This is a genomic window from Leuconostoc sp. DB-1, assembly GCF_013414845.1.
GTDB classification, from domain to species: Bacteria; Bacillota; Bacilli; order Lactobacillales; family Lactobacillaceae; genus Leuconostoc; species Leuconostoc mesenteroides.
Genome location: NZ_JABFNJ010000001.1, coordinates 1,259,037 through 1,281,051, shown reverse-complemented (window position 1 = coordinate 1,281,051; position 22,015 = coordinate 1,259,037). Strand labels below are relative to the sequence as shown.

Below are 22,015 nucleotides of genomic sequence, written 5' to 3'. Positions count from 1 at the left end.
CTATGAATTTTGTAGCAATGGATTTTGAAACAGCAAACCGCGAAAAGCATTCGGCAGTTTCTATAGCCTTAGCAATTGTGCGTGATAATCAAGTAGTTGATAAATTTTATTCATTAATCAAGCCGGAAACAACGTTTAGCTCGTACAACACAGCTATTCATGGTCTCCATCGACAAGATGTAGCTGACGCGCCAAAGTTTCCCGAAGTTTGGCAAACAATTTCACCTTTTTTCACAGAAAATAAATTAGTGGTGGCCCACAACGCATCATTTGATAATAGTATCTTGAAAGGAACATTGCAGTATTACGATATTGATGAACCGCATTATTTGTTGTTGGACACGGTTCAAACTAGTCGTAAATTATTTCCAAATTTCGAAAATCATAAGTTAAACACTGTGGCTGGTAATCTAGGGATTACATTGGATCATCACCATAACGCGCTTGATGATGCAGTAGCTGCAGCCAACATCTTAATTTATGAATCTAATCATTTTGGAGCAGAAGTACTTAAGCCATATGTTAAAAATAAATAAAAAGCCGTGCAATTTATGCAGGGCTTTTTATTTATACATTAATTTCGAGAAGAATCGGTGCGTGATCCTGACGGGCACCCGTATCTATAACACAGGATTCTGTGACGTTTTCAGCGATTCGATCACTAACCAAGTAGTAATCAATTCGCCACCCGGAATTATTGATTTTACTTGTTTTACTAATTTGTGCCCACCAAGTATAAACACTTGGTGTGTCTGGATTTAATGATCGAAAAGTGTCTGTAAATCCAGCATCCAATAGTGCTGAAAACTTTTCCCGTTCCTGGTCAGTAAATCCAGCAGAATGACGATTTGGTTTTGGGTTTTTCAAATCAATTTCTTGGTGCGCGACGTTCATATCACCACTAAAAATAACTGGCTTGGTAGCGTCTAGGGTCTTGATATATTCACGATATTTATCATCCCACTCACCACGTTCAGGTAGACGTATCAACGAGCTTCCGGAATTAGGTGTATAAACAGTTGATAGGAAAAAAGTTGGAAATTCTAAGGTGATGATGCGTCCCTCTAAATCCATGGAACCTGGCGCACCAATGGTAGGATATTCCACCTGAGTAGGTTCCACTTTGGAAAGCACCATCGTGCCAGAGTAGCCAGAGCGCGCAGTACTAGAATTTACATACAAATGATACTCTGGAAAAAGTTCTGCAATGGCTGTCGCTTGTTTTTTAGTTAAGCCTGTTGATTTCAATTTTGTTTCTTGGATGGCAAAAACGTCAGGGCGTATGGTCGCAATTTCGTTTAATGTGCTCCAAGTCATTTCACCACGGACACTTTTGTGTTCAACTGCAGCATTGATGGAATCAATATTCCATGAGATAAATTTCAAATTTTCGTCCCCCTGAGAGTTATATAAATATTTTAACATACTGTTTGTTTTCACGTATTACCGAGAATATCGATGCATAAATTCAGGTATTGAGGCACTGATTTCTGTGGGTAGTGTGATGTAGCGGGTTTCAGCTAGTTCGTCAGCAATAGCAGAATGAGCATAGACCGCCGCTAAAATTGCTTCGGAAAACGACAACATAAACTGTGCCGTAAATCCAGCAATCATTCCGGCGAGTGTGTCACCCATGCCCCCTGTGGCCTGATAAGGTCCACCAACTGGTATTTCAAAAGCGCAGTCATTGGTATAAATTTGAGTATGATGTTGTTTTAAAACTAAAATCGGTTCAACATTCATCCTTTGTTGCGCTAGCATATTAAACGCTTCAAAAGCTTGTTCATTGATTGTCACACCACTTAGACGTTGCCACTCCATCTGATGTGGTGTTAAAACGAGTCGCGATTTTGGCCACTTTAGTTTATGTTCAGCAACTAGAGTTAAGGCAGAACCGTCAACGATGAGTATTTGACGTGGCAAAATAGCATAAAAGGTATGTTGTACTAAATCAATACGATCGCCTAAACCTGATCCGATTAAAACAACGTCTGATTTTTTAATATACTCGGTGAGATCCTCATTAAAATCAACAACCATTGCTTCTGGTAAGTGACTATGTAAAGCGGTAAAGTTTGATGGATCTGTGGCTACGGTTACCAGTCCGGCACCAGAATTAACTGCAGCCAATGCGTTCATAATCACTGCACCACCAAATTGTGCCGTGCCGCCAATGATTAAAACACGGCCATAGGTTCCTTTGTGTGAGTCCTTAGCTCTTTTTTTAATGACTCGGTATAAAATATCTTCAGTTAATGTTTTCATAGTTTAATCCTTAACATTATTCTACACGATAGTTTTGTTTAATGCACAAAGAAGGTGATAGGAGTGCTCATCTAGCGTGACTTTTTATGTGACTCATTATGTAGATAGTGTACAATATGTTTATGGAAAAAAATAGTTTTATTCTCTCTGATGTGGAAAAATTGTCAACTGAACAAGCGCATTTGATTCAAGATGTGGTTGACTTTGCAAATCAGGGTTTGAAGCAAGAAAAAAAGAAAGTATTTATTATTGAAGGGGGCGCTGGTTCTGGGAAAAGTGTTGTACTATTTGAAATATTTAAACAACTTCAACATGCTGTTTTAAATAATGAGTCATCAGCACTTTATCAAACTAATAATTATTTACTGGTCAATCACGCTGAAATTTGGAAAATATATCGTGATTTAGCAGGGAAAACTGAAGAATTAAAAAAGAAACAGTTCCTAAAACCCACAACTTTTATTCATCAAATGGATAAAGAGCAGCGTCATGCAGATGTTGTATTAATTGATGAAGCACATTTACTATTAACTGAACCTGATCGCTACAATAAATTTAATCAAACCAACCAACTGGTCGAGATTATCAAACGTTCTCAAGTTATCATTTTAGTTTTTGATAGCCATCAAGTCTTAAAATTCAAAAGTATGTGGACTAATCAAAGGTTGGAACAAATCGTTTCACAGTACGCACCAACGCGTTATCAATTAAGTAATCAGTATCGTATGCTAGGTAATAACGAGCATGTTGTTCAATGGATTGACAATCTAACGCAAAATAAAGAAATTTCAACATTAGGCCTCGTTGACGGATTTGATTTTCATATTTTTTCCAATGCTAATGATCTCTACAGAATGATTCAACAAAAAAATAAGCGGGTAGGAATGTCACGTTTGTTAGCAACAACGGATTATCCGTATACCGTTAATCGCGGTATCTGGTATGTGACGGTTGATGATTTCAAATTACCTTGGGATCAGTTAGACACAGGTACAGCACCATGGGCATTGAGACCGGACACAATTAATGAAGTAGGATCAGTGTACACAATTCAAGGTTTTGATTTGAACTATGCTGGTGTGATTATTGGACCCAGTATCACATTTGATGAAGATAAAAATAAAATCGTGGTTCATACCGAAAAATATGAGGATAACGCCGCTTTTCGACAAACAAAGGGTCATTCATTTAGTGAGCAAGAGAAAGAAGCTATTATGCTGAACGCGCTAAATGTGCTATTAAAGCGTGGCCGACAAGGGTTATATATTTGTGCTGCGGACCATGCATTGCGTAGAAAGCTAGCCACGATTATTAAAAAATAGTGGTTATAGCGCTATATAGTATATGGATACTTTGATTATTTAATCCTTGTTCCTGACATGAATATTAGAAAAAAATGCCATAACAGGGTATAATAACCCTATGAGTTACTAGAAAGGTTAAAAAAATATGACAGTTGATTGGAAACAAGAAACAGAGAAACGTAAAGCAGCCTATATCGAAGATTTAAAAGCCTTATTGGCTGTTGAATCTGTTCGTGACGATTCACAAGCAACGCCTGATGCACCTTTAGGTCCTGGACCAACAGCTGCCTTAGTTAAGATGTTGGCTATTGCTGAGCGAGATGGCTTCACTACCAAAATATTGATAACATTGTGGGCTATATTGAAATTGGTCCCAAAGATGCTGATGAATATGTCGCTATTTTGTCTCATGTTGATGTGATGCCTGCAGGCGAGGGTTGGGATACCGAACCATTTGAACCTGTTGTAACGGATGATAAGATTATCGCCCGTGGTGCTTCAGACGATAAGGGGCCAGGAATGTCAGCCTACTATGCTTTCAAAATTTTGTCTGATTTGAATGTGCCATTGAAGCGTCGGGTTCGTCTGATTTTTGGAACTGATGAAGAAAATGATTGGACGGGGATGACTCGTTACTTTGAAGTTGAGCCAGAGCCTGTATTTGGTTTCTCACCTGATGCTGAATACCCAATCATTAACGGTGAAAAGGGTAACGTTCAAGTAATCATTAAAGGTGAAGCCACTAATGGTGGCACTGTTAAGCTTGTTGATTTTGAGTCTGGATTACGGACAAATATGGTCCCAGGTATTGCTCGTGCAACGGTAAAATCATCTCATTCAGAAAAAATTGTGACAGAATTCCAAGAGTTTTTGGTAGAAAATCCAAAGGTATCTGGTTCAACTGAAACTGATGGTGAGATCATCAAATTTGTCTTAAACGGTAAGCAAGTTCATGGGGCAATGCCAGAAACAGGAGAAAATGCTGGGACTTACTTAGCAAACTTCCTTCAAGACTTTGATTTTGGTGGTACAGCTAAGTCATTCTTAACGTATTTGGGAACACCAGCACACAATGATACTGTTGGCGAAAAATTCGGTGTTAAGTATACTGATGATGTGATGGGACCTTTGTCTATGAATGTCGGTATCCAGAGATTTGTTGATGGTGGTGAAGTCTTTATCAACTTTAATTTCCGTTATCCAAAGGGAATCACACCGGAAGAAATTGAAGCGGGTCTTGCTTCTCAATTGAATGGATGGGATGTGAAACCAACTATCGGTGGACATGCTCAAGTGCCTCATTATGTTGCACCTAGTGACCCAATTGTGGAAACACTACTTCGTGTTTATCATGATCAAACAGGATTGCCAGCACACGATCAAGTCATTGGTGGTGGAACATACGGTCGCTTAATGAAACGCGGTGTCGCTTATGGCGCATTATTCCCAGACTCACCAGACACAATGCACCAAGTTAATGAATTTGCTCTGCTTGATGATTTGTATCGTTCAATTTCGATATACGCGCAAGCAATTGCCGAAATTACTAATTTGGACTAAACAGCTCTTTAGGGCTGTTTTTTATTTTTGTTTAATTGATTTAAATTTAATGTTGAAACGATAAAATAGTAAACAATCAAACAAAGGAGAAACGACTATGACACTAGTAATTATTGTAGCTGTAGGTTTAATTGGTTTTTCATTGAAAAAAGTTTTACGTGTCGGACAACCGCAGTCAGTTCGTGTGAAAAATGATCGCTAAATAAATTAACATCCTCTTATATTCGATATAATAAGTGTATATTATCATGTACCTTATTTTGAGTTAAACAAGTATCGATGTATGGTGATGAATGAAGTAAATATTAATAAAAACATAATAATGATAATAGTATTAGCATTATTATGTTTTTTTATGAGCTTAATGTTAGAATGGTGTTTATTATTAATCCAAGGAGTACAGTAGTTCTATGTCGATCCAAAATTTTCTGGTGGAATTAAAAAAAAGTAAATGGGTAGATTTGTCTCATGAATTTGGACCAAACTCACCGCATTTCCCCAAATTTAATGCGGCCTCTGCAAAAACGATCTTTACTAACGAAAAGGATGGCTTTTTGGTTAAAGAATTTAGTTTCGTGGGTCAGTACGCCACGCATATTGACCCGCCAATTCATTTTGGTGCTAAAAGTGGCGAATGGGTTACTGACATTCCGTTGAAAGATTTAATAGCCCCATTAGTTGTCATTGATAAATCCGACGTTGTCAAGAAAAATCCGGATTATTCACTAACAGTTGCTGATATTAAAGAATGGGAAAATGAAAACGGCTTAATACCAGAAGGTGCTTTTGTTGCTTTTAGAACTGATTGGTCAAAACGCTGGCCAAATCAAAAGTTAATGGATAATTTAGATAGTGATGGTCAAAAGCACTATCCTGGATGGTCAGCTGAGGCCATTGAATATATTTATGAAACGCGCCATGCAATAGCTAATGGTCACGAAACTTATGACACGGACACAGCTGTAAATCAACCAACAAAAGGTTTTATAGCTGAAGAACTAGTTTTGAGGTCAGGACATTATCAAGTTGAAATGCTAACACATTTGGATGAAGTTCCGGCTACCGGAGCAATTATTTCTGTTATGACACCCAAGTTTGAGAAAGCGCCAGGTTTTCCAACTCGCGTAATTGCCTACTTACCATAATTTGTTGTAGGGTGCACAGCTATAATAATGGAAACGCCATAAAATGCTGTTTCTAAAAAGTATGTCAATTTGTTTTATTTGAAGCGATAAAAATAGATAAAATGGTTGTGATATTCTTGAATTTAGTCTAAAATTATATAGTATTGAAAACTCGGAGGAAATAACATGTCTAAGTGGACACCAGCTGCGGATGAAAAAAACCAAGGCACATTAGAATTTGAAATCGCGCGTGCGCAAGTTGAAGAAGGTTTGGAACAAGCTTTCCAACGTAACAAGAACGAAGTTAGTATTCCTGGATTCCGTAAGGGTAAGGTAACTAAGCAACTCTTCTTCCAAAAGTTTGGTGAAGAAGCTTTGTACCAACAAGCAATGGACATTGTTTTGCCTGCTGCCTATGAAGCCGCAATTGATGAAGCTGGTATCACATCAGTTGGTCGTCCAAACATCGAACCCGTTTCAATGAATAAGGGTGAAGCTTGGACTTTAAAGGCTGTTGTCAAGACTGCCCCTGCTATTAAGTTGGGTGAATACTTGAACCTTGAAGTTGAAGCACAAGACGAAGAAGTTGCTGATGCTGATGTAGATGCTGAAATCAAGCGTTTGCAAGATGGCCAAGCAGAATTAGTTTTGCAAGAAGAATCAGTTAAGGCTGAAAACGGCGATACTGTTGTGATTGATTTTGACGGTTCAGTTGATGGCGTTAAGTTTGATGGCGGACAAGGCAAGGACTTCTCTCTAGCTTTGGGATCAGGTCAATTTATTCCTGGCTTTGAAGAACAATTAGTTGGTCACACAGCTGGTGAAGATGTCAATGTTAACGTAACATTCCCTGAAGACTACCAAGCTGCTGATTTGGCGGGCAAGGAAGCTTTGTTCGAAGTAACAATTCACGAATTGAAGCGCAAGGAATTGCCTGAATTAGATGATGAATTTGCCAAGGATGTTGATGAAGAAGTTGAAACATTAGCTGAATTGAAGGAAAAGACATCTAAGAAGTTAGCTGATGAGAAGGCACAAGCTGCTAAAGCTGCTTTTGAAGACGCTGTTATTTCTAAGGCAGTTGATAATGCCTCAGTTGATGGCGATGAAATTCCAGCAGAAATGATCGATGAAGATGTACATCGTCAAATCGACCAATACTTGGGACAACTTCAACAACAAGGTATTTCACGTGAAATGTTCTTCCAAATTTCAGGTCAAACTGAAGATGATTTGCATAAGCAATTCGAAGAAGGTGCTGAAACACGTGTAAAGACTGGCTTGGTATTAGAAGCAATCGTTGCAGCTGAAAAGATCGATCCTTCAGCAGAACAAGTTTCTGAAGAAGTTGCTAGCTTGGCTGCGCAATACAACATGGAAGAAGATAAAGTGCGTGCCGCTATCTCTGAATCAATGTTGAAGCATGATATTGCTATGCGCGAAGCTATTAAGAAAGTTACTGACTCTGCTAAAGCAGTTTAAGTTTAAATTAGTTTGATTTAAAAAAACACTTCAGTTTGAAGTGTTTTTTTGTGCACTTATTATCTGTAATTAAAAAAATAATATTTTGATAACACCAAAAATGGTTAATATTATGCCTTACGCTGAACCTGAGCGTAAGGTATAATGAAAGGGTAGTGTCATTCATAACAGTGTGGAGAAAGTAATGGTACAGACAGAATCAAAGCTTGAGAATCAGTTGATTGCACAACTCGGGAAATCTGGTTGGCAGTTTCGACCAGAATTAAATCATTATAGTTTGATTGTTAATCATTTTCGTGTGCTTTTAAATCGACGGAATATTGACAAACTTGATGGTACACTACTGACTGATCAAGAATTTCAACGATTTTTAAATGAAATTGTGGGATCTAAATCAATCTATCAGTTGGGACGCTATTTACGTGGTGATGATCAATTTCAAGGTGGAAGAGCACAAATACAGCGTGACGATGGATCAGACATAACGCTGTCGTTTTTCGATCCTCGTGATGCGGAAAATAATATTTATGAAGTTGCTCATCAAGTTGTTGTGAATGACAAATATGAAAATCGCTATGATGTCACATTGCTAATTAATGGTTTACCACTGGTTCAAATTGAGTTGAAACGTCACAGTGTTGAAATGTCGCAAGCATTTCAACAAATATTGCGGTATCGTCGTGAGTCATTTAATGTTGGTGGTAGTTTATTTCGATATTTACAGATTTTTGTGATCAGCAATGGCATGTCATCACGTTATTTTTCTAATAATGATGGTGAGTTAAATAAAAATTTTATTTTCAATTGGTCTGATGAAAATAACAGGTGGATTGATGAAATTGAACCTTTTACTGCCAGTTTTCTATCTCCTCTGAATATCCATGAAATGATTTCAAAATACACAATTTTTGATGCGGACCAAAAAGTAATGAAAATTATGCGCCCATATCAGGTGTATGCGCAAAAATCCATCATGAGTCAGGCTGAAATACATCCCGCTACAAACGGATATGTTTGGCATACAACCGGTTCTGGCAAGACAATCACAGCTTTTAAAGCCGCATCTCAGTTGGCACTTCATACAGACGCACAGAAAATTATTTTTCTTGTTGATAGACGTGATTTGGATTCGCAGACAATTAATAATTTTAATGCCTATCTACCAAGGCGTGCGGATGGACAATCGTCAATTGATCGTACAGATAATACGTCCGTTTTAGTTGAACAACTTAAAAATTCGACAGACACGTTGATTGTGACTACTATTCAAAAGCTTGCCAATGCTGTAAAAAATCCGCGTCATCGGTCAGTTTTAGAGCCATACAAAGAACAGCGTGTGATTTTTATTGAAGATGAGGCACACCGAACACAATTCGGTGAAATGCGTAAACAGATCAATAGCTGGTTTAAAAATGCGCAACATTTTGGTTTCACCGGGACACCTATATTTAAAGAAGACATAGGCGCAGATGGACGCACAACTGATGATATTTATGATATCCGGTTGCATACCTATTTGATAAGAGACGCTGTGCGCGATCATAATGTATTACCGTTCAATGTCACCTATATCAATACTATTCATAGCAAAGAAGACATTGAAAATTTAAACGGAGAAGTTGAAGCGCTCAATATTAAAGAAGTGTATGAGAATGAAAAGCGCCTAAATCAAATTGCACAACATATTATCCTCAATCATAGTAGCAAAACGTATAATCGCCAATATAACGCTATTTTTGCTGTTTCAGATACGCGAACAGCTTTAAAGTATTACGATATTTTTAAAGAAATAAACAATGATTTGAAAGTAACGACGATTTTCACATGGGCAGCTAATGAAGAAGATAATGACGAGCACCAAAAGGACTACACATTAACTTCCCGTCATGGCTTGGAAAAAGTCATTGATGATTATAACGACAAATATCACCAAAACTTCAGTACAGATACATTTTCCGATTTCTTCAACGACGTATCTAAACGTATGAAGAATCATGATGCCAAATCGTCTGAGAACAATATTGATGTTTTGATAGTTGTCAACATGTTCTTGACAGGTTTTGATGCGCCGACACTGAATACGTTATATGTCGATAAAAACTTGCAATACCACGGACTCATTCAAGCTTTTTCACGAACCAATCGTGTTCAAAAAGCGCCAAAAGATTACGGCAATATTGTGGCATACCGTAATATCAAAAGTAAAACAGATGAAGCGGTCCAGCTTTTCTCGCAAGGCGACAAAGCAGCGTTTTTCGCACCGAGTTATGAAAACTTAAAACTAGATTTTCAACAAGCAATAAGCGCCTTGAGGGACAAGGTAGCTACACCTGAAGACACAAATCGGTTATTAGATGAGGGTGAAACAGCGGAACTTGAATTTATCAAACTATTCAGAAATGTCATGTCACTTCAAAGTCGTATCAGCGTTTACGAAGAATTTGATTGGGCGGAAATTGAAACAGAGCTCGACTGGACGCAACAAATATTTGATGATTTCAAAGGCAAGTATGCAACATTCTATGAACGGCACAAGGCACGACAAAAGGAAAAAGCATCAATCATCGATGATGTAGATTTTTACCCCGAGCTCCTGATGGTTGATGCGATTGATGTTGATTATATCAATCGCCTTATTTCACAAATTGACTTATCGTCACCTAATGCACGGACTGAAGGTGTAGAAAAAGTAAAAAAAGCACTTACTAACAATACCGAACCCACGCTGTTTTCTAAGCGTGAATTGTTAGAACAGTTCTTGGATTCCGTCATTCCGGAGTTGAATCACGATGCGAATATTACAGGCGAACTTAATCATTTCTTGGCGGATAAACGTCAAGCTGAAATTTATCATTTTGCAGAAGAACATCGTTTAGAGCCATCCCAGTTAGCAGAACAAGTTGCTGAATATGAAGTGAGTCAACATGAAAATTCTAAAGCACTTAGTGAACTGACTGCGGGCATGACATTCAAAGAAAAAAGAACAGCAAAACAATCTATTAAAAACTTCATCATTGAAACTGCTAAAAAGTTTGTGATGAATTAGAGAGAACAGACATGTCAAATACTAATCAAACGCAGCAATCGCAACAAGCTGAATTACAAAAGCGCCTCTGGAAAATTGCTAATGACTTACGTGGCAATATGGACGCTAATGAATTCCGTAACTATATTTTAAGCTTAATTTTTTATCGGTTTTTATCAGATAAAATCGAAGATTATGTTAATAACAATTTATTAGAGGCTGAAGATGTCGACTTTATTCAAGCCTATGAATTAGATGATTATCGTGAGGGAATTCAAGAGGAGGCTTTAAACGATTTAGGCTTCTTCATTGAACCTAAATATTTGTTTTCAACTTTGGTCAAAGAAATTAACCAAGGTAAATTTGATATTGAAGATTTACAGAATGCAGTGATTGCTGTGGAAAACTCGACCATTGGACAGCGCTCCGAAGATGATTTTCGCGGGTTATTTGAAGACCTAGACTTGTCATCTTCAAGATTGGGTAGCACGCCAGCAGAACGTTCTAAAATGATAGCTGCGGTGATCTTAAATTTGCACGATTTAGAAATTAAACATGATGAAATTGAAATTGATATTTTAGGAGACGCCTATGAGTATCTGATCGGTCAATTTGCTGCCAATGCTGGTAAAAAGGCGGGCGAGTTTTACACACCACAGCAAGTTTCTAAAATATTGGCTAAAGCAGTGACTTTAGGTCGTGAAACGTTAAAAAGTGTGTACGATCCGACGATGGGGTCTGGGTCATTATTGCTGCGTGTCGGGGATGAAGCCAAAGTATACAATTATTTTGGGCAGGAACTTAATGGTACAACTTATAACTTGGGTCGAATGAATTTGCTGATGCATGGTGTGAATTATACCAACTTTAATGTGCAACAAGGCGATACTTTGGAAAATGATCATTTTGCTGATCAAAAGTTTTCTGCCGTGGTTGCTAACCCACCATACTCTGCTAATTGGAACCCAGATGGCAAGTTGGACGATGAACGATTCCGAGCCTACGGGAAGACAGCGCCAAAATCAAAAGCAGACTTTGCTTTTGTAGAACACATGTTATATCATCTTGCTGAAGATGGGACAATGGCTGTGGTCTTGCCTCATGGCGTACTTTTTCGTGGTGCGGGAGAGGGCATTATTCGCCGTTATATGATTGAAAATATGAATGTTTTGGATGCTGTGATTGGCCTGCCAGCTAATTTGTTTTACGGTACAAGTATTCCAACGACTGTTTTAGTATTTAAGAAAAATCGTTCGACGAAAGATGTCTTCTTTATTGACGCTTCAAATGATTTTGACAAAGGTAAAAATCAAAATACGTTGACAGATGCTCATGTTGACAAAATTATTGAGACCTATGCAAAACGTGAAAGTGCGGATAAATATGCACACGTTGCAAGTTTTGATGAAATTGTTGAAAATGATTTTAATCTGAATATTCCACGTTATGTCGACACATTTGAAGAAGAAGAACCTATTGATTTGGCACAAGTTGAAGCAGAATTAAAGGCTGTTGATATTGAAATCGCCAAAGCGCAAGCCAAATTTGACGCAATGGTTGCTGAATTAGTGGAGACTAAAAATGACTGATAAAACTATGCCTGCGTTGAGGTTTAGGGGTTTTTATGATGCTTGGGAACAGCGTAAGTTAGATACTATATTCAAAAAATTAGGAATGCATTTGTTGGAACCGCTACGCCTTACTATGTTGATCGCGGTCACTTCTATTTGGAATCAAATAATATTAAAAATGGTCAAATTAATAGAGACACTGAAGTTTTTATTAACGATGTATTTTACAATCAACAAACTGATAAATTACTTCATACAGGAGATATTGTAATGGTTCAATCGGGGCATGTCGGCCATACAGCCGTAATCCCGTCAGAACTTAATGAAACTGCTGCACATGCTCTTATTGTGTTTACAAATTATAAAGAAGCCACAGATCCTTTTTTCTTAAATTATCAATTCCAAACGTATAAGGCTAAAAGAAAACTAGAAACAATAACAACAGGTAACACTATAAAACATATTTTGTCTTCAGCAATGAAAGAATTTTTTGTAGATTATCCTAGTTTTAAAGAACAAAAAAAATTGGTTCATTATTCAAACAATTCGACCACCTAATCACTCAAAACGGGCGTAAGATTGACCTTTTAAAGCAACTAAAACAGGCGTATTTGCAAAAGATTTTTAGTCAGAAACTGCGTTTTGATGGTTTTCATGGTACTTGGGAAGAGCGTGATTTAAGCGCAATATCAGATAAAGTTACCGAAAAGAATAAAGAGAATCAATTTAGTGAAACCTTTACCAATTCAGCAGAGTACGGAATCATTAATCAGCGGGACTTCTTTGACAAAGATATTTCCAATGAAAAAATTTAAGCGGGTATTATATTGTTCATGAAAATGATTTTGTGTATAATCCTCGCATATCAAATTACGCTCCAGTTGGACCAATCAAACGAAATAAGTTAGGTAGAACTGGTGTTATGTCACCACTTTATTACGTTTTTAGATCCCGTGGTGTTGATAAAAAATATCTTGAATATTATTTTGATACTACTGCTTGGCATATATTTTTGAAAATGAACGGGGACTCGGGCGCAAGATCCGATCGATTTGCAATAAAAGATTCAGTTTTTAATCAGATGCCTATTCCTTATCCCACGATTGGTGAACAAGAACAAATTGGTTCATTTTTTGAAAAACTAGATAAAACCATCGCCCTCCGTCAACAAAAACTCAACCTCCTCAAAAAACAAAAACACGCCTACCTCCAAAAAATGTTTATCTAACATTAACATGGTTTAATGTAAATTGGTCCAACAACAAGTTGCGACTAATTTTTTATTTGGAGGTGTCTATTATGACACAAAATCAGACGTTTCACGCATATTTTAAGGACTGGATGACGCTTTATAAACAAGGCGCTGTCAGACCTGTTACTTATCAAAAATATGTTATAACACATCAACATCTCGTTAAGCTTGCACCAAGACTCAAAACAAGTAAACTCTCACGTTCAACTTATCAACAATTACTTAATGATTTCGCGCAAAATCATGAGCGTCAGACAGTTATGGATTTTCATCATCATTTAAAAAGCTCGATTATAGATGCCATGGAAGAGGATATTCTAAAACGAGATACGACTCGCAAAATTGTGGTTAAAGGAACTGTTCAGCGACTGCATAAGCCAAAATTTTTGAACCAATTTGAGGTGCAGGCTCTACTAAAACAATTGAATTTACAGGACGAAGTTAATTGGGATTACTTCATCTTGCTCACTACAAAAACGGGGTTGCGCTTTGCTGAAGCTTTAGGGCTGACACCAGCAGATTTTGACTTTGAAAAACAAATTATCACAATTGATAAAACATGGAATTATAAAGCGGTACAAGCTGACTTTGCGCCAACAAAAAATAATTCATCGATTCGGAAAGTACAAATTGATTGGCAAACTGCGATACGATTTTCAGTCATCGTTCGCAATCTACCAAGAGATGAGCCGATATTTGTCCGTGGACGTGTTTACAATGCGACAGTGAATGACAGATTAGCCGCACTTTGCAAGCAAGTTGAGATACCAGTTATCTCAATTCATGGCCTGCGCCACACACATGCCTCATTGTTGCTTTACGCAGGCGTATCAGTTGCTTCGGTGGCACGTAGGTTGGGACATTCAAATATGACAACAACACAAAAAACTTACATTCACGTCATTCAAGAATTAGAAAATCAAGATAATGATTTAGTCATGAAACATTTAGCACAATTGATGTAAAAAAAGATATCTACTGATCTAGTAGATATCTTTTTTTAATTGTTTACTGAAATAATGGTAAGATGGGCGAGTTGTCTGAGTCAGTACCCATACTTTGATTTCAAGCATCAGTATAGCTTTTTACATTTGAGAGACAGCATTTGTCAGGCAATTTATACAACAAAAGCAATGAACGTAATAACAGTCAATTAAATGTTGATCGTACTATTTCAATAGTTACTATATGCTTTAAACAGAGTTGACGTTATCTTTATTGACTTCTTTCGCACTATTCTTCAAGTAACCAATCAACGGCGTGAATAATTTTCACACCATCTATATTACCAGCATCCATACGATTCATGGTTAGTACAACCTTTTCAAAGCCGTCTGGTAGATGCGCTAAGTTGGTAGTCTCTCGCGTACTATTTTCTGGCAACTGATACGTTACTTGAAAATATTTAATCTCATTATTTTTTCGAGCAACAAAATCAATTTCTAAATCATCATATTGTCCAACGTTGACCCCATATCCTCGTCTAAGTAATTCAAAATATATCACCGTTTCAAGCTGGCGTCCAATATTATCTCGATAACTAGTTCCCAACACCGTATTTCTTAGTCCAGTGTCTACGCCGTAGTACTTGGCCATGGTTCTCAAACGCTCTTTCCCTCGAATATCAAAGCGTTGGACTTTATAAAAAATAAATGCATTTGTCAAAGCGTCCAGATATTTTGTCACCGTTGGCGCATTAGCAGTTTGCCAACCCTCGTTTTTCAAAACACCTGCTACTTTGGATGGCGAAATAATTTGGCCACTTTGATCAAACAAATAATCAGTTAAGCGTAGCAATAACCCATCATTTCGAATTTCAGCACGGCTTGCCACATCGCGTAAAACAATTGAATCGTAAATGCCTGAAACAACGATTTTTCTAACTTCGTCATCATCGGATAACACAGCAGTCGGAAAACCGCCCACAGTTAGATATTCCATAAATTGAATATCCGGATATGCTTCTACACCCTTAAAGTTGCGAAATTCTTTAAAGGATAAAGGATAAACAGGAATTTCAACATAACGTCCGGCCAAAAGAGTTGCCATTTCACCTGACAGTAATGAGGCATTTGAGCCAGTGATATAGATATCCACATTGAACTCAACTCGAAAACTATTAATTGCAACTTGCCAATCAGTCACACGCTGAATTTCATCGAAGAAAAGGTAGGTTTTCTGTTGAGATATGTTATTAGCAACATAATCGTGCAATGCAGTTGCATTACCATACTTTAAATTATTAACGTCCTCAAATGACAAATAGATAATTTGATCATCCTTTGTGCCAGACGAAAGCAAATCGTCCCGAAACATTTGCATAACATATGTTTTACCAGACCGGCGAACACCGGTAATGATTTTGATAAATTCTGTATCTTTAAATTTTGTCAATTTCTCTATATATGCTTTTCTCGGAATCATAGATTTTGCCCTTCTTACCTGAAAATAAATCGTAATTTAATTATAGCTTAATTTATCTAAAAAATAAATTATAATTTATTTTACTAAATCGACTTCGTCAACGAGAATGAGCTGCAAATTATCCAAAACCGCGGTCCAGTTGAAAAGTTGAATAGCGGTTTTAGATGTCTGAACGACAGTAATTGAGTTAAATAAATAGTTTTTGGAGATAGGCTTGTTTTTGCTTTTTGAGGAGGTCGAGTTTTTGTTGATGAAGATCGATAGTAATGTCTAGTTGTTTGAAGAATGCGCCGATTTTTTGTTGCTCAATATTGTTACTGGGGACCGTAGATCTATAATTGGAAATTTCGTTTAAAGAAATATGTTTAATAGTTCCACCATGGGACACTTTTGTCATTTCATTAAAAAAAGAACCATGATTTAACCACTGATATACAAATTCTGGATTTGTATTTGATACTAATCGGCCAACTCGTTGAGCTAAAATTAGATTATCATCTACTACTTTAGCAGTCCTACCAACCGTCCCATCCATTGTAACTAAAATATCATTTTTGTTTAGGTAATATCGTTCTTTAATCTCATCAGATATATCGTCTATGCTATTACCTAATAATACATCTACGACAGATGAGTCATTTTGAATATTTCCGTTGGTAATTACTAAATATTTCCCATTGGCAACAAAATCTTCGTTTTTAAAGGGGAATCCTGTTAAAACACTGGCTAATTCTCCTAACTTACGCTCTTCCCAATCATCACTAAAGCCAGCAAAGCGTAATTCTTGATTAAAAATCTTTTGTAAATAAGCCTGTTTTAATTGCTTTAACAGACGTGTTTTATGCTCGTTTTGAGTGATGAGGCTGTCAAGTTGTTTGAAAAATAAGCCTATTTTCTCTTGCTCCCTAATATTTTTAGGAAATCTAATTTTTAAGTCACCAAATTCTGAAAAACTTATTGATTTACCATCTCTTATGCCAAACGTTACCGTTTTCAGGGATTGAATAAATGAAAACGTTTTAAATTTATATTTCCAAAACAAATTAGCATGTTCATCAATATCTTTAGGCGTAAAGACTGTATAGGCAGGACTAGCTATACCTAGTTTATTAGATAATTCAAATCCACCTTGAAAAGATCTCAAACTTATAACAAAATCATTTGGCTCGATTACCTTATAGTTACTTAAAGTATTTCGATCATATTTTATATCAATACCTACTTCATCCCTATAAACAACTCCTGAAGTTTGGGTAACTGAAAGAACAGGTAATTCAGTTTTTCCTTTTTTGATTTTAGGAATAAACAAATCCTTAGACTTACGCTGTTCCCAAGGAAACTATCATGTCATAAATCCAAAAATCCTAGAACTTAAGTCAACAGAATAACACAAAAATAAAAGAAATAAGATTTAAAATATAAATTCGAAACACGGTTTATAACACTGCCATAAAATAGTATAATGGTAAGATACGAGCTGCATATAAAATATATATAATCTGCATAAAAATGTAGCGAACCAATAAAAAAGGAAAATCATGGCGAATACACCAAATTTTGAAGAAGAAATACACTGCAGTTTTTGTGGAAAATCTGCAAGTGAAGTAAAAAAGATTGTTGCCGGGCCAAATGATGTTTACATTTGTAATGAGTGTGTTGCTTTGGCTGAAGGCATTATTGAAGAAGAATTGACTGTAGATCGTGCAGCAGAAGTGTTGTCACTGCCAACACCACACGAGATTGTTAATGAGTTAAATGATTATGTTATTGGACAAGAAGATGCTAAAAAGACTCTGGCGGTAGCTGTATATAATCACTATAAACGTATTAATGAAAACGTGGCGCCAACATTAGATGTTGAGCTACAAAAATCAAACATTGCTTTGATGGGGCCAACTGGTTCGGGTAAAACTTATTTAGCACAAAGCTTGGCACGTATTCTGAACGTACCATTCGCAATTGCTGATGCAACTACATTGACTGAAGCGGGTTATGTTGGTGAAGACGTTGAAAATATTATTTTGAAATTACTGCAAGCAGCTGATTTTGATGTTGCAGCTGCTGAGCGTGGTATTATTTACGTTGATGAAATTGACAAAATTGCTAAAAAATCAGAGAACGTCTCCATCACACGTGATGTTTCTGGTGAAGGAGTTCAGCAGGCACTATTAAAAATGCTTGAAGGGACAACTGCTAGCGTGCCACCTCAAGGAGGCCGTAAGCATCCACAGCAAGAGTTAATTCAAGTGAATACGACCAATATTTTGTTTATTGTTGGTGGTGCGTTTGCTGGAATTGACACAATCATTAAAGAACGACTGGGCGAACGAGTTATTGGTTTTGGTTCAGATGCGAATGAAAACGCTGAGGCCTTGAATGACGACAATATTTTGCATCATGTGCAACCAGAAGATATGACCAAGTTTGGGCTCATCCCAGAATTTATTGGTCGTCTGCCTATTGTAACTGTGCTAGACGAGTTGACTATTTCTGACTTAACAAGAATTTTGACAGAGCCTAAAAATGCTTTAATTAAGCAATACACCGCTCTCTTGGGTCTGGATGATGTTGAACTTGAATTTCAACCGGATGCATTGGATGCAATGGCTAGCGTTGCGATTAAGCGACACACTGGCGCTCGAGGATTACGCTCAATCATTGAAAATGTAATGAAGGATGTCATGTTCGATATTCCCAGTCGTGATGATGTTGCTAAAGTTATTATTACCAAAGCCAGTGTTGAACAGGGTGAACAGCCAGAACTGCAATTAAAAAAGGTGAGTGAATAAATGGATGTACACAATGTCGAAATGGTGATGAGTGCTGTATCAGCGTCTCAGTATCCAACAGACGGAAAACCTGAAATAGCTTTGGTTGGTCGTTCAAATGTCGGTAAATCTTCTTTAACAAATACACTAATCCAGCGGAAAAATTTTGCTCGCACATCTTCACAACCAGGTAAGACACAAACGTTAAACTTTTATGATGTTGAAGATAAATTATATTTCGTTGATGTTCCTGGGTATGGATATGCTAAAGTTTCAAAGGCCCAGCGTGAAGCTTTCGGTGTAATGATTGAAGAATACATCACTAGTCGTAAACAGCTACGTGGTGTTATTAGTTTAGTAGATGCACGCCATGAGCCTAGTGAAGACGATATCTCAATGTACGAATGGCTACATTACTATAATATTCCAATTTTAGTTGTAGCAACTAAGTCAGATAAAATTTCGCGTGGTAAGTTTAATAAAGCTGAGTCAGTCATTAAAAAAGCATTAGGCTTTGATAATGAAGACAGTGATTTCCAATTTTTCTCATCGGAAACAAAATATGGTAAAGATGAAGTGTGGCATTGGATTGAACAACATATTTAAAATGTTGGCAGAAATGCCGACATTTTTTTATTTTCGCTGCTAAGTTCTATTGGTTGACGTATCTTAAAACCAGCGTAAAATTAAAAAATAAAAAGAGGATTTTATGACAAAATATAACGATGAAGAATTGCGTGCTCGTTTGACACCGGAAGAATACGAGGTGACTCAACATGCGGCAACAGAACGCCCGTTCACTGGTAAGTATGACCAATGGTGGGAGGATGGTATTTTCGTTGATGTTGTCAGTGGTGAACCATTGTTTAGTTCAACGGATAAGTACGATTCCGGCTGCGGTTGGCCATCATTTACAAAAGGAATCGATGACGACGAGCATTTACAAGAAAATACAGATCGTTCATTAGGAATGACAAGGACCGAAATTACTTCAAAAGAAGCGTCATCTCATTTAGGTCATGTGTTTAATGATGGATTACCTGAGCGTGGTGGCTTGAGATATTGTATCAATTCAGCTAGCTTACGGTTCGTTCCAAAAAAAGATTTAGAAAAAGATGGCTACGGCAAATATTTGAAATTGTTTAAAGATTAGATTAATAGCTGGTTTTTGGACGGCAAAATCTCCCTAAACTAATCGGTTTTTTAGGCTATTTACTGATATAATGAAATAAATAATTATTAGGGAGAATCTATAATGGTTGAGGAACCAGTCTGGCATCGTTTTTGGCGCTACTTTAACCCCGTGAACATTTTCAAAGAATTGTTATTTGGCTGGAAATGGGCTGAAGGTGTATTGTTTTTAGTACTGATTTTACTGCAATTACTAGTTTGGACACTGGGTGTTGTTCACAATAGCACGCTCGATTGGTTTGGCTTGGCAACCGGGATGATGAACATTATCACTGTTGTATTGGTCGCCAAGGGTCGTATAACAAATTATTTTTGGGGCCTGATTTATTCTGTTATGTACATGCCATTGGCCTTTCAGTCACAGTTGTTTGGTGAGGTTGCTTTAAGTGCATTTTGGGTTGTTATGCAATTTGTTGGTGTTGCAGCTTGGCTTGGCTTTATGAAACGCGATAATTTATCAGAAAAAGACAGTCAAGATGTGGTAGCGACTAAATATATGACCTTCAAACAATGGCTTCTAGTTATCCCAGTATTCCTAGTTATATTAGTGATTGTTGGTATGATTTTACATCAGGCTGGGTCAAGACAACCGTACATGGATGGATTGACAACAACCATATCAATGGGGGCTCAAATTCTGCAAACCGCAAAGTTTGCGGAATCATGGTATGCTTGGCTACTCTTTGATATAGTCGAAATTGTTTTGTGGGGACGTGCTTGGACGGGACATGCGGATCCTAGTGCGTTTGCTATGTTAGGTATGAACCTCGCCTTATCTGTCAATGCTATATACGGTATTATTCAGTGGCGAAAGTTAACCAAAAAAGAATGAACATGCGCAATGTTCAAATTTTAATAGGATATAATTAATAAAGTCATGAGAACAATTGCAGGGAACTTATTCACAGATGATCTTCAAGGTGACAAAATTGGCGTTTTCTTTGGTACGTTAGCACCAATGCACGTAGGGCACCAAGCAGAAATTTATAAAGCGGCTGCCTTAAATGATGGTGTCGTTGTTATTGCTTCTGGTTACACAAACGATAGAGGGTACCAAATCGGATTATCCGTTGAGAAACGTTTTCGCTATTTGAGAGAAGCATTTAGTGACGAAACAGATATTAAAGTTGATTACATCAATGAAGACAATATCCCAATGATGCCTGATGGTTGGGATGAGTGGACACGAATAATTGTTGAAACGGTTAAGCGTAATATTGTTAATAAAGATGCAACGATTACATTTTATACCGGTGAGAAAGATTACAAAAATCAATTAGAAACAAGATTACCGAAGAACGGTCAGTTCAAAGTGAGCTTGATGGATCGCACTGTATTAAAAATATCAGCAACAGATATTCGAAAAGATCCTATTGGAAACTGGGATTACATTAACCGTGTTTTTCGACGCCATTTTGCTAAAAAAGTCACGGTGATGGGATCAGCTTCAACAGGAAAATCCACATTAGTACGTCGTTTGGCTCGAACAAGTAATTCACCATTTTCAGAAGAGTATGCTCGTGAGTATCAAGAAAAATCGAATGTTAGCGATGAAGAGTTAGTCGTTAAAGACTACATCCGTTTAATTCAAGGACAATATGATGCGAACTCAAGAGAAATTAACTCTCCAGCTAACAATGGTCTAACGATTTTTGATACTGATGCAATGGTGACCAAAGTATACGCAGATATGTGGTTAAACGATGTGGATAATGCGCAGCTGAAGCCATTGTTTGATAATACAATTGGTGAGGAGTTGATTGACTTAATTCTACTTATTCCACCGGTGACTCCTTATGTTGATGACGGCTTCCGAAATATGACAACTTCAGATAATGATTCGCGTTGGGCTTTCCACCGCCATTTGTTAGAAGTGATTGAAGAATATGGATTTACGGACAAACTAGTAATTCTTGATGCAAAAGGCGATAGTGATGATCCTTATGGATATTATGCACGTTACTTACAAGCACTAGATGCTATTCAAACTAGAACAGGATTTAATATTAAGCATATTTAGAGAAAAACTGGTTTTATACCGGTTTTTTT

General features: G+C 37.1%; 19 protein-coding genes and 1 pseudogene. 16 read left to right on the top strand and 4 right to left on the bottom strand.

Annotation, left to right across the window (positions count from 1 at the left end; translation table 11 throughout):
* Positions 1-2 precede the first annotated feature (2 nt).
* Entirely contained in the window at positions 3-536 is a 534-nt protein-coding gene (locus tag HFP47_RS06215) for a 3'-5' exonuclease (RefSeq protein ID WP_011680197.1), read from the top strand.
* A 31-nt stretch (positions 537-567) separates the two neighbouring features.
* Here the strand turns inward: HFP47_RS06215 and HFP47_RS06210 are convergent, their stop codons facing one another.
* Entirely contained in the window at positions 568-1,386 is an 819-nt protein-coding gene (locus tag HFP47_RS06210) for an exodeoxyribonuclease III (protein ID WP_011680196.1), read from the bottom strand.
* A gap of 57 nt (positions 1,387-1,443) precedes the next feature.
* On the bottom strand, positions 1,444-2,265 hold the full coding sequence (locus HFP47_RS06205) for an NAD(P)H-hydrate dehydratase (protein ID WP_011680195.1): 822 nt from the start codon (positions 2,263-2,265) through the stop codon (positions 1,444-1,446).
* 116 nt (positions 2,266-2,381) lie between these two features.
* Here HFP47_RS06205 and HFP47_RS06200 point away from each other — a divergent pair, with 116 nt between their 5' ends.
* From HFP47_RS06200 to HFP47_RS06160, 10 genes and pseudogenes are all read left to right on the top strand, one after another.
* Entirely contained in the window at positions 2,382-3,587 is a 1,206-nt protein-coding gene (locus HFP47_RS06200) for a DUF2075 domain-containing protein (protein ID WP_179876219.1), read from the top strand.
* A 127-nt stretch (positions 3,588-3,714) separates the two neighbouring features.
* Positions 3,715-5,129: pseudogene (gene pepV / locus HFP47_RS06195) on the top strand (dipeptidase PepV).
* 410 nt (positions 5,130-5,539) lie between these two features.
* The gene (locus HFP47_RS06190) at positions 5,540-6,274 is read left to right on the top strand and encodes a cyclase family protein (RefSeq protein WP_011680192.1); all 735 of its coding nucleotides are present in this window, start codon (positions 5,540-5,542) and stop codon (positions 6,272-6,274) included.
* A 165-nt stretch (positions 6,275-6,439) separates the two neighbouring features.
* Positions 6,440-7,735: a trigger factor gene (gene tig, locus HFP47_RS06185; RefSeq protein WP_042253189.1), complete on the top strand. Its 1,296-nt coding sequence runs from the start codon at positions 6,440-6,442 to the stop codon at positions 7,733-7,735.
* A gap of 184 nt (positions 7,736-7,919) precedes the next feature.
* Positions 7,920-10,781: a type I restriction endonuclease subunit R gene (locus HFP47_RS06180; RefSeq protein ID WP_179876218.1), complete on the top strand. Its 2,862-nt coding sequence runs from the start codon at positions 7,920-7,922 to the stop codon at positions 10,779-10,781.
* 11 nt (positions 10,782-10,792) lie between these two features.
* A complete protein-coding gene (locus tag HFP47_RS06175; RefSeq protein WP_042250585.1) occupies positions 10,793-12,349 on the top strand; it encodes a type I restriction-modification system subunit M in 1,557 nt (518 codons plus the stop codon).
* A gap of 138 nt (positions 12,350-12,487) precedes the next feature.
* Positions 12,488-12,889: a restriction endonuclease subunit S gene (locus tag HFP47_RS10440; RefSeq protein WP_218925559.1), complete on the top strand. Its 402-nt coding sequence runs from the start codon at positions 12,488-12,490 to the stop codon at positions 12,887-12,889.
* A gap of 53 nt (positions 12,890-12,942) precedes the next feature.
* Positions 12,943-13,146 carry a hypothetical protein gene (locus HFP47_RS10705; protein ID WP_257229730.1) on the top strand — a complete coding sequence of 68 codons (204 nt, stop codon included), beginning with the start codon at positions 12,943-12,945 and terminating at the stop codon, positions 13,144-13,146.
* Between the two features lie 107 nt (positions 13,147-13,253).
* Positions 13,254-13,559 (top strand): restriction endonuclease subunit S, encoded by a 306-nt coding sequence (locus tag HFP47_RS10700; protein ID WP_257229729.1) that lies wholly within the window; start codon positions 13,254-13,256, stop codon positions 13,557-13,559.
* A 71-nt stretch (positions 13,560-13,630) separates the two neighbouring features.
* Positions 13,631-14,548 (top strand): site-specific integrase, encoded by a 918-nt coding sequence (locus HFP47_RS06160; RefSeq protein WP_179876217.1) that lies wholly within the window; start codon positions 13,631-13,633, stop codon positions 14,546-14,548.
* 268 nt (positions 14,549-14,816) lie between these two features.
* Here the strand turns inward: HFP47_RS06160 and HFP47_RS06155 are convergent, their stop codons facing one another.
* On the bottom strand, positions 14,817-16,007 hold the full coding sequence (locus tag HFP47_RS06155) for an ATP-binding protein (RefSeq protein WP_105302210.1): 1,191 nt from the start codon (positions 16,005-16,007) through the stop codon (positions 14,817-14,819).
* A 187-nt stretch (positions 16,008-16,194) separates the two neighbouring features.
* On the bottom strand, positions 16,195-17,316 hold the full coding sequence (locus HFP47_RS06150) for a restriction endonuclease subunit S (RefSeq protein WP_144902876.1): 1,122 nt from the start codon (positions 17,314-17,316) through the stop codon (positions 16,195-16,197).
* A 229-nt stretch (positions 17,317-17,545) separates the two neighbouring features.
* Between HFP47_RS06150 and clpX the strand changes: the two genes are divergently transcribed.
* The 5 genes from clpX (at position 17,546) to HFP47_RS06125 (ending at position 21,986) form a co-directional block, all read left to right on the top strand.
* Positions 17,546-18,796: an ATP-dependent Clp protease ATP-binding subunit ClpX gene (clpX, locus tag HFP47_RS06145; RefSeq protein ID WP_011680190.1), complete on the top strand. Its 1,251-nt coding sequence runs from the start codon at positions 17,546-17,548 to the stop codon at positions 18,794-18,796.
* Complete coding sequence (gene yihA, locus HFP47_RS06140) at positions 18,797-19,381, top strand: ribosome biogenesis GTP-binding protein YihA/YsxC (RefSeq protein WP_002815235.1); 585 nt, start codon at positions 18,797-18,799, stop codon at positions 19,379-19,381.
* Positions 19,382-19,484: 103 nt separating this feature from the next.
* A complete protein-coding gene (gene msrB / locus HFP47_RS06135; protein ID WP_179876216.1) occupies positions 19,485-19,928 on the top strand; it encodes a peptide-methionine (R)-S-oxide reductase MsrB in 444 nt (147 codons plus the stop codon).
* A gap of 102 nt (positions 19,929-20,030) precedes the next feature.
* On the top strand, positions 20,031-20,798 hold the full coding sequence (gene pnuC, locus HFP47_RS06130; RefSeq protein WP_011680189.1) for a nicotinamide riboside transporter PnuC: 768 nt from the start codon (positions 20,031-20,033) through the stop codon (positions 20,796-20,798).
* 45 nt (positions 20,799-20,843) lie between these two features.
* Entirely contained in the window at positions 20,844-21,986 is a 1,143-nt protein-coding gene (locus HFP47_RS06125; RefSeq protein WP_002815228.1) for a nicotinamide-nucleotide adenylyltransferase, read from the top strand.
* The last annotated feature ends 29 nt before the right edge of the window (positions 21,987-22,015 follow it).

What these genes read in the sequence shown, in the direction of transcription:
- HFP47_RS06200 (WP_179876219.1), top strand. Translation starts at nt 2,382, where the DNA reads ATGTTTATGGAAAAAAATAGTTTTATTCTCTCTGATGTGGAAAAATTG.
- HFP47_RS10700 (WP_257229729.1), top strand. Translation starts at nt 13,254, where the DNA reads ATGTCACCACTTTATTACGTTTTTAGATCCCGTGGTGTTGATAAAAAA.
- HFP47_RS06205 (WP_011680195.1), bottom strand. Translation starts at nt 2,265, where the DNA reads ATGAAAACATTAACTGAAGATATTTTATACCGAGTCATTAAAAAAAGA.
- yihA (WP_002815235.1), top strand. Translation starts at nt 18,797, where the DNA reads ATGGATGTACACAATGTCGAAATGGTGATGAGTGCTGTATCAGCGTCT.
- HFP47_RS06190 (WP_011680192.1), top strand. Translation starts at nt 5,540, where the DNA reads ATGTCGATCCAAAATTTTCTGGTGGAATTAAAAAAAAGTAAATGGGTA.
- msrB (WP_179876216.1), top strand. Translation starts at nt 19,485, where the DNA reads ATGACAAAATATAACGATGAAGAATTGCGTGCTCGTTTGACACCGGAA.
- HFP47_RS06155 (WP_105302210.1), bottom strand. Translation starts at nt 16,007, where the DNA reads ATGATTCCGAGAAAAGCATATATAGAGAAATTGACAAAATTTAAAGAT.
- HFP47_RS06215 (WP_011680197.1), top strand. Translation starts at nt 3, where the DNA reads ATGAATTTTGTAGCAATGGATTTTGAAACAGCAAACCGCGAAAAGCAT.
- HFP47_RS06125 (WP_002815228.1), top strand. Translation starts at nt 20,844, where the DNA reads ATGAGAACAATTGCAGGGAACTTATTCACAGATGATCTTCAAGGTGAC.
- pnuC (WP_011680189.1), top strand. Translation starts at nt 20,031, where the DNA reads ATGGTTGAGGAACCAGTCTGGCATCGTTTTTGGCGCTACTTTAACCCC.
- HFP47_RS06175 (WP_042250585.1), top strand. Translation starts at nt 10,793, where the DNA reads ATGTCAAATACTAATCAAACGCAGCAATCGCAACAAGCTGAATTACAA.
- tig (WP_042253189.1), top strand. Translation starts at nt 6,440, where the DNA reads ATGTCTAAGTGGACACCAGCTGCGGATGAAAAAAACCAAGGCACATTA.
- clpX (WP_011680190.1), top strand. Translation starts at nt 17,546, where the DNA reads ATGGCGAATACACCAAATTTTGAAGAAGAAATACACTGCAGTTTTTGT.
- HFP47_RS06180 (WP_179876218.1), top strand. Translation starts at nt 7,920, where the DNA reads ATGGTACAGACAGAATCAAAGCTTGAGAATCAGTTGATTGCACAACTC.
- HFP47_RS06160 (WP_179876217.1), top strand. Translation starts at nt 13,631, where the DNA reads ATGACACAAAATCAGACGTTTCACGCATATTTTAAGGACTGGATGACG.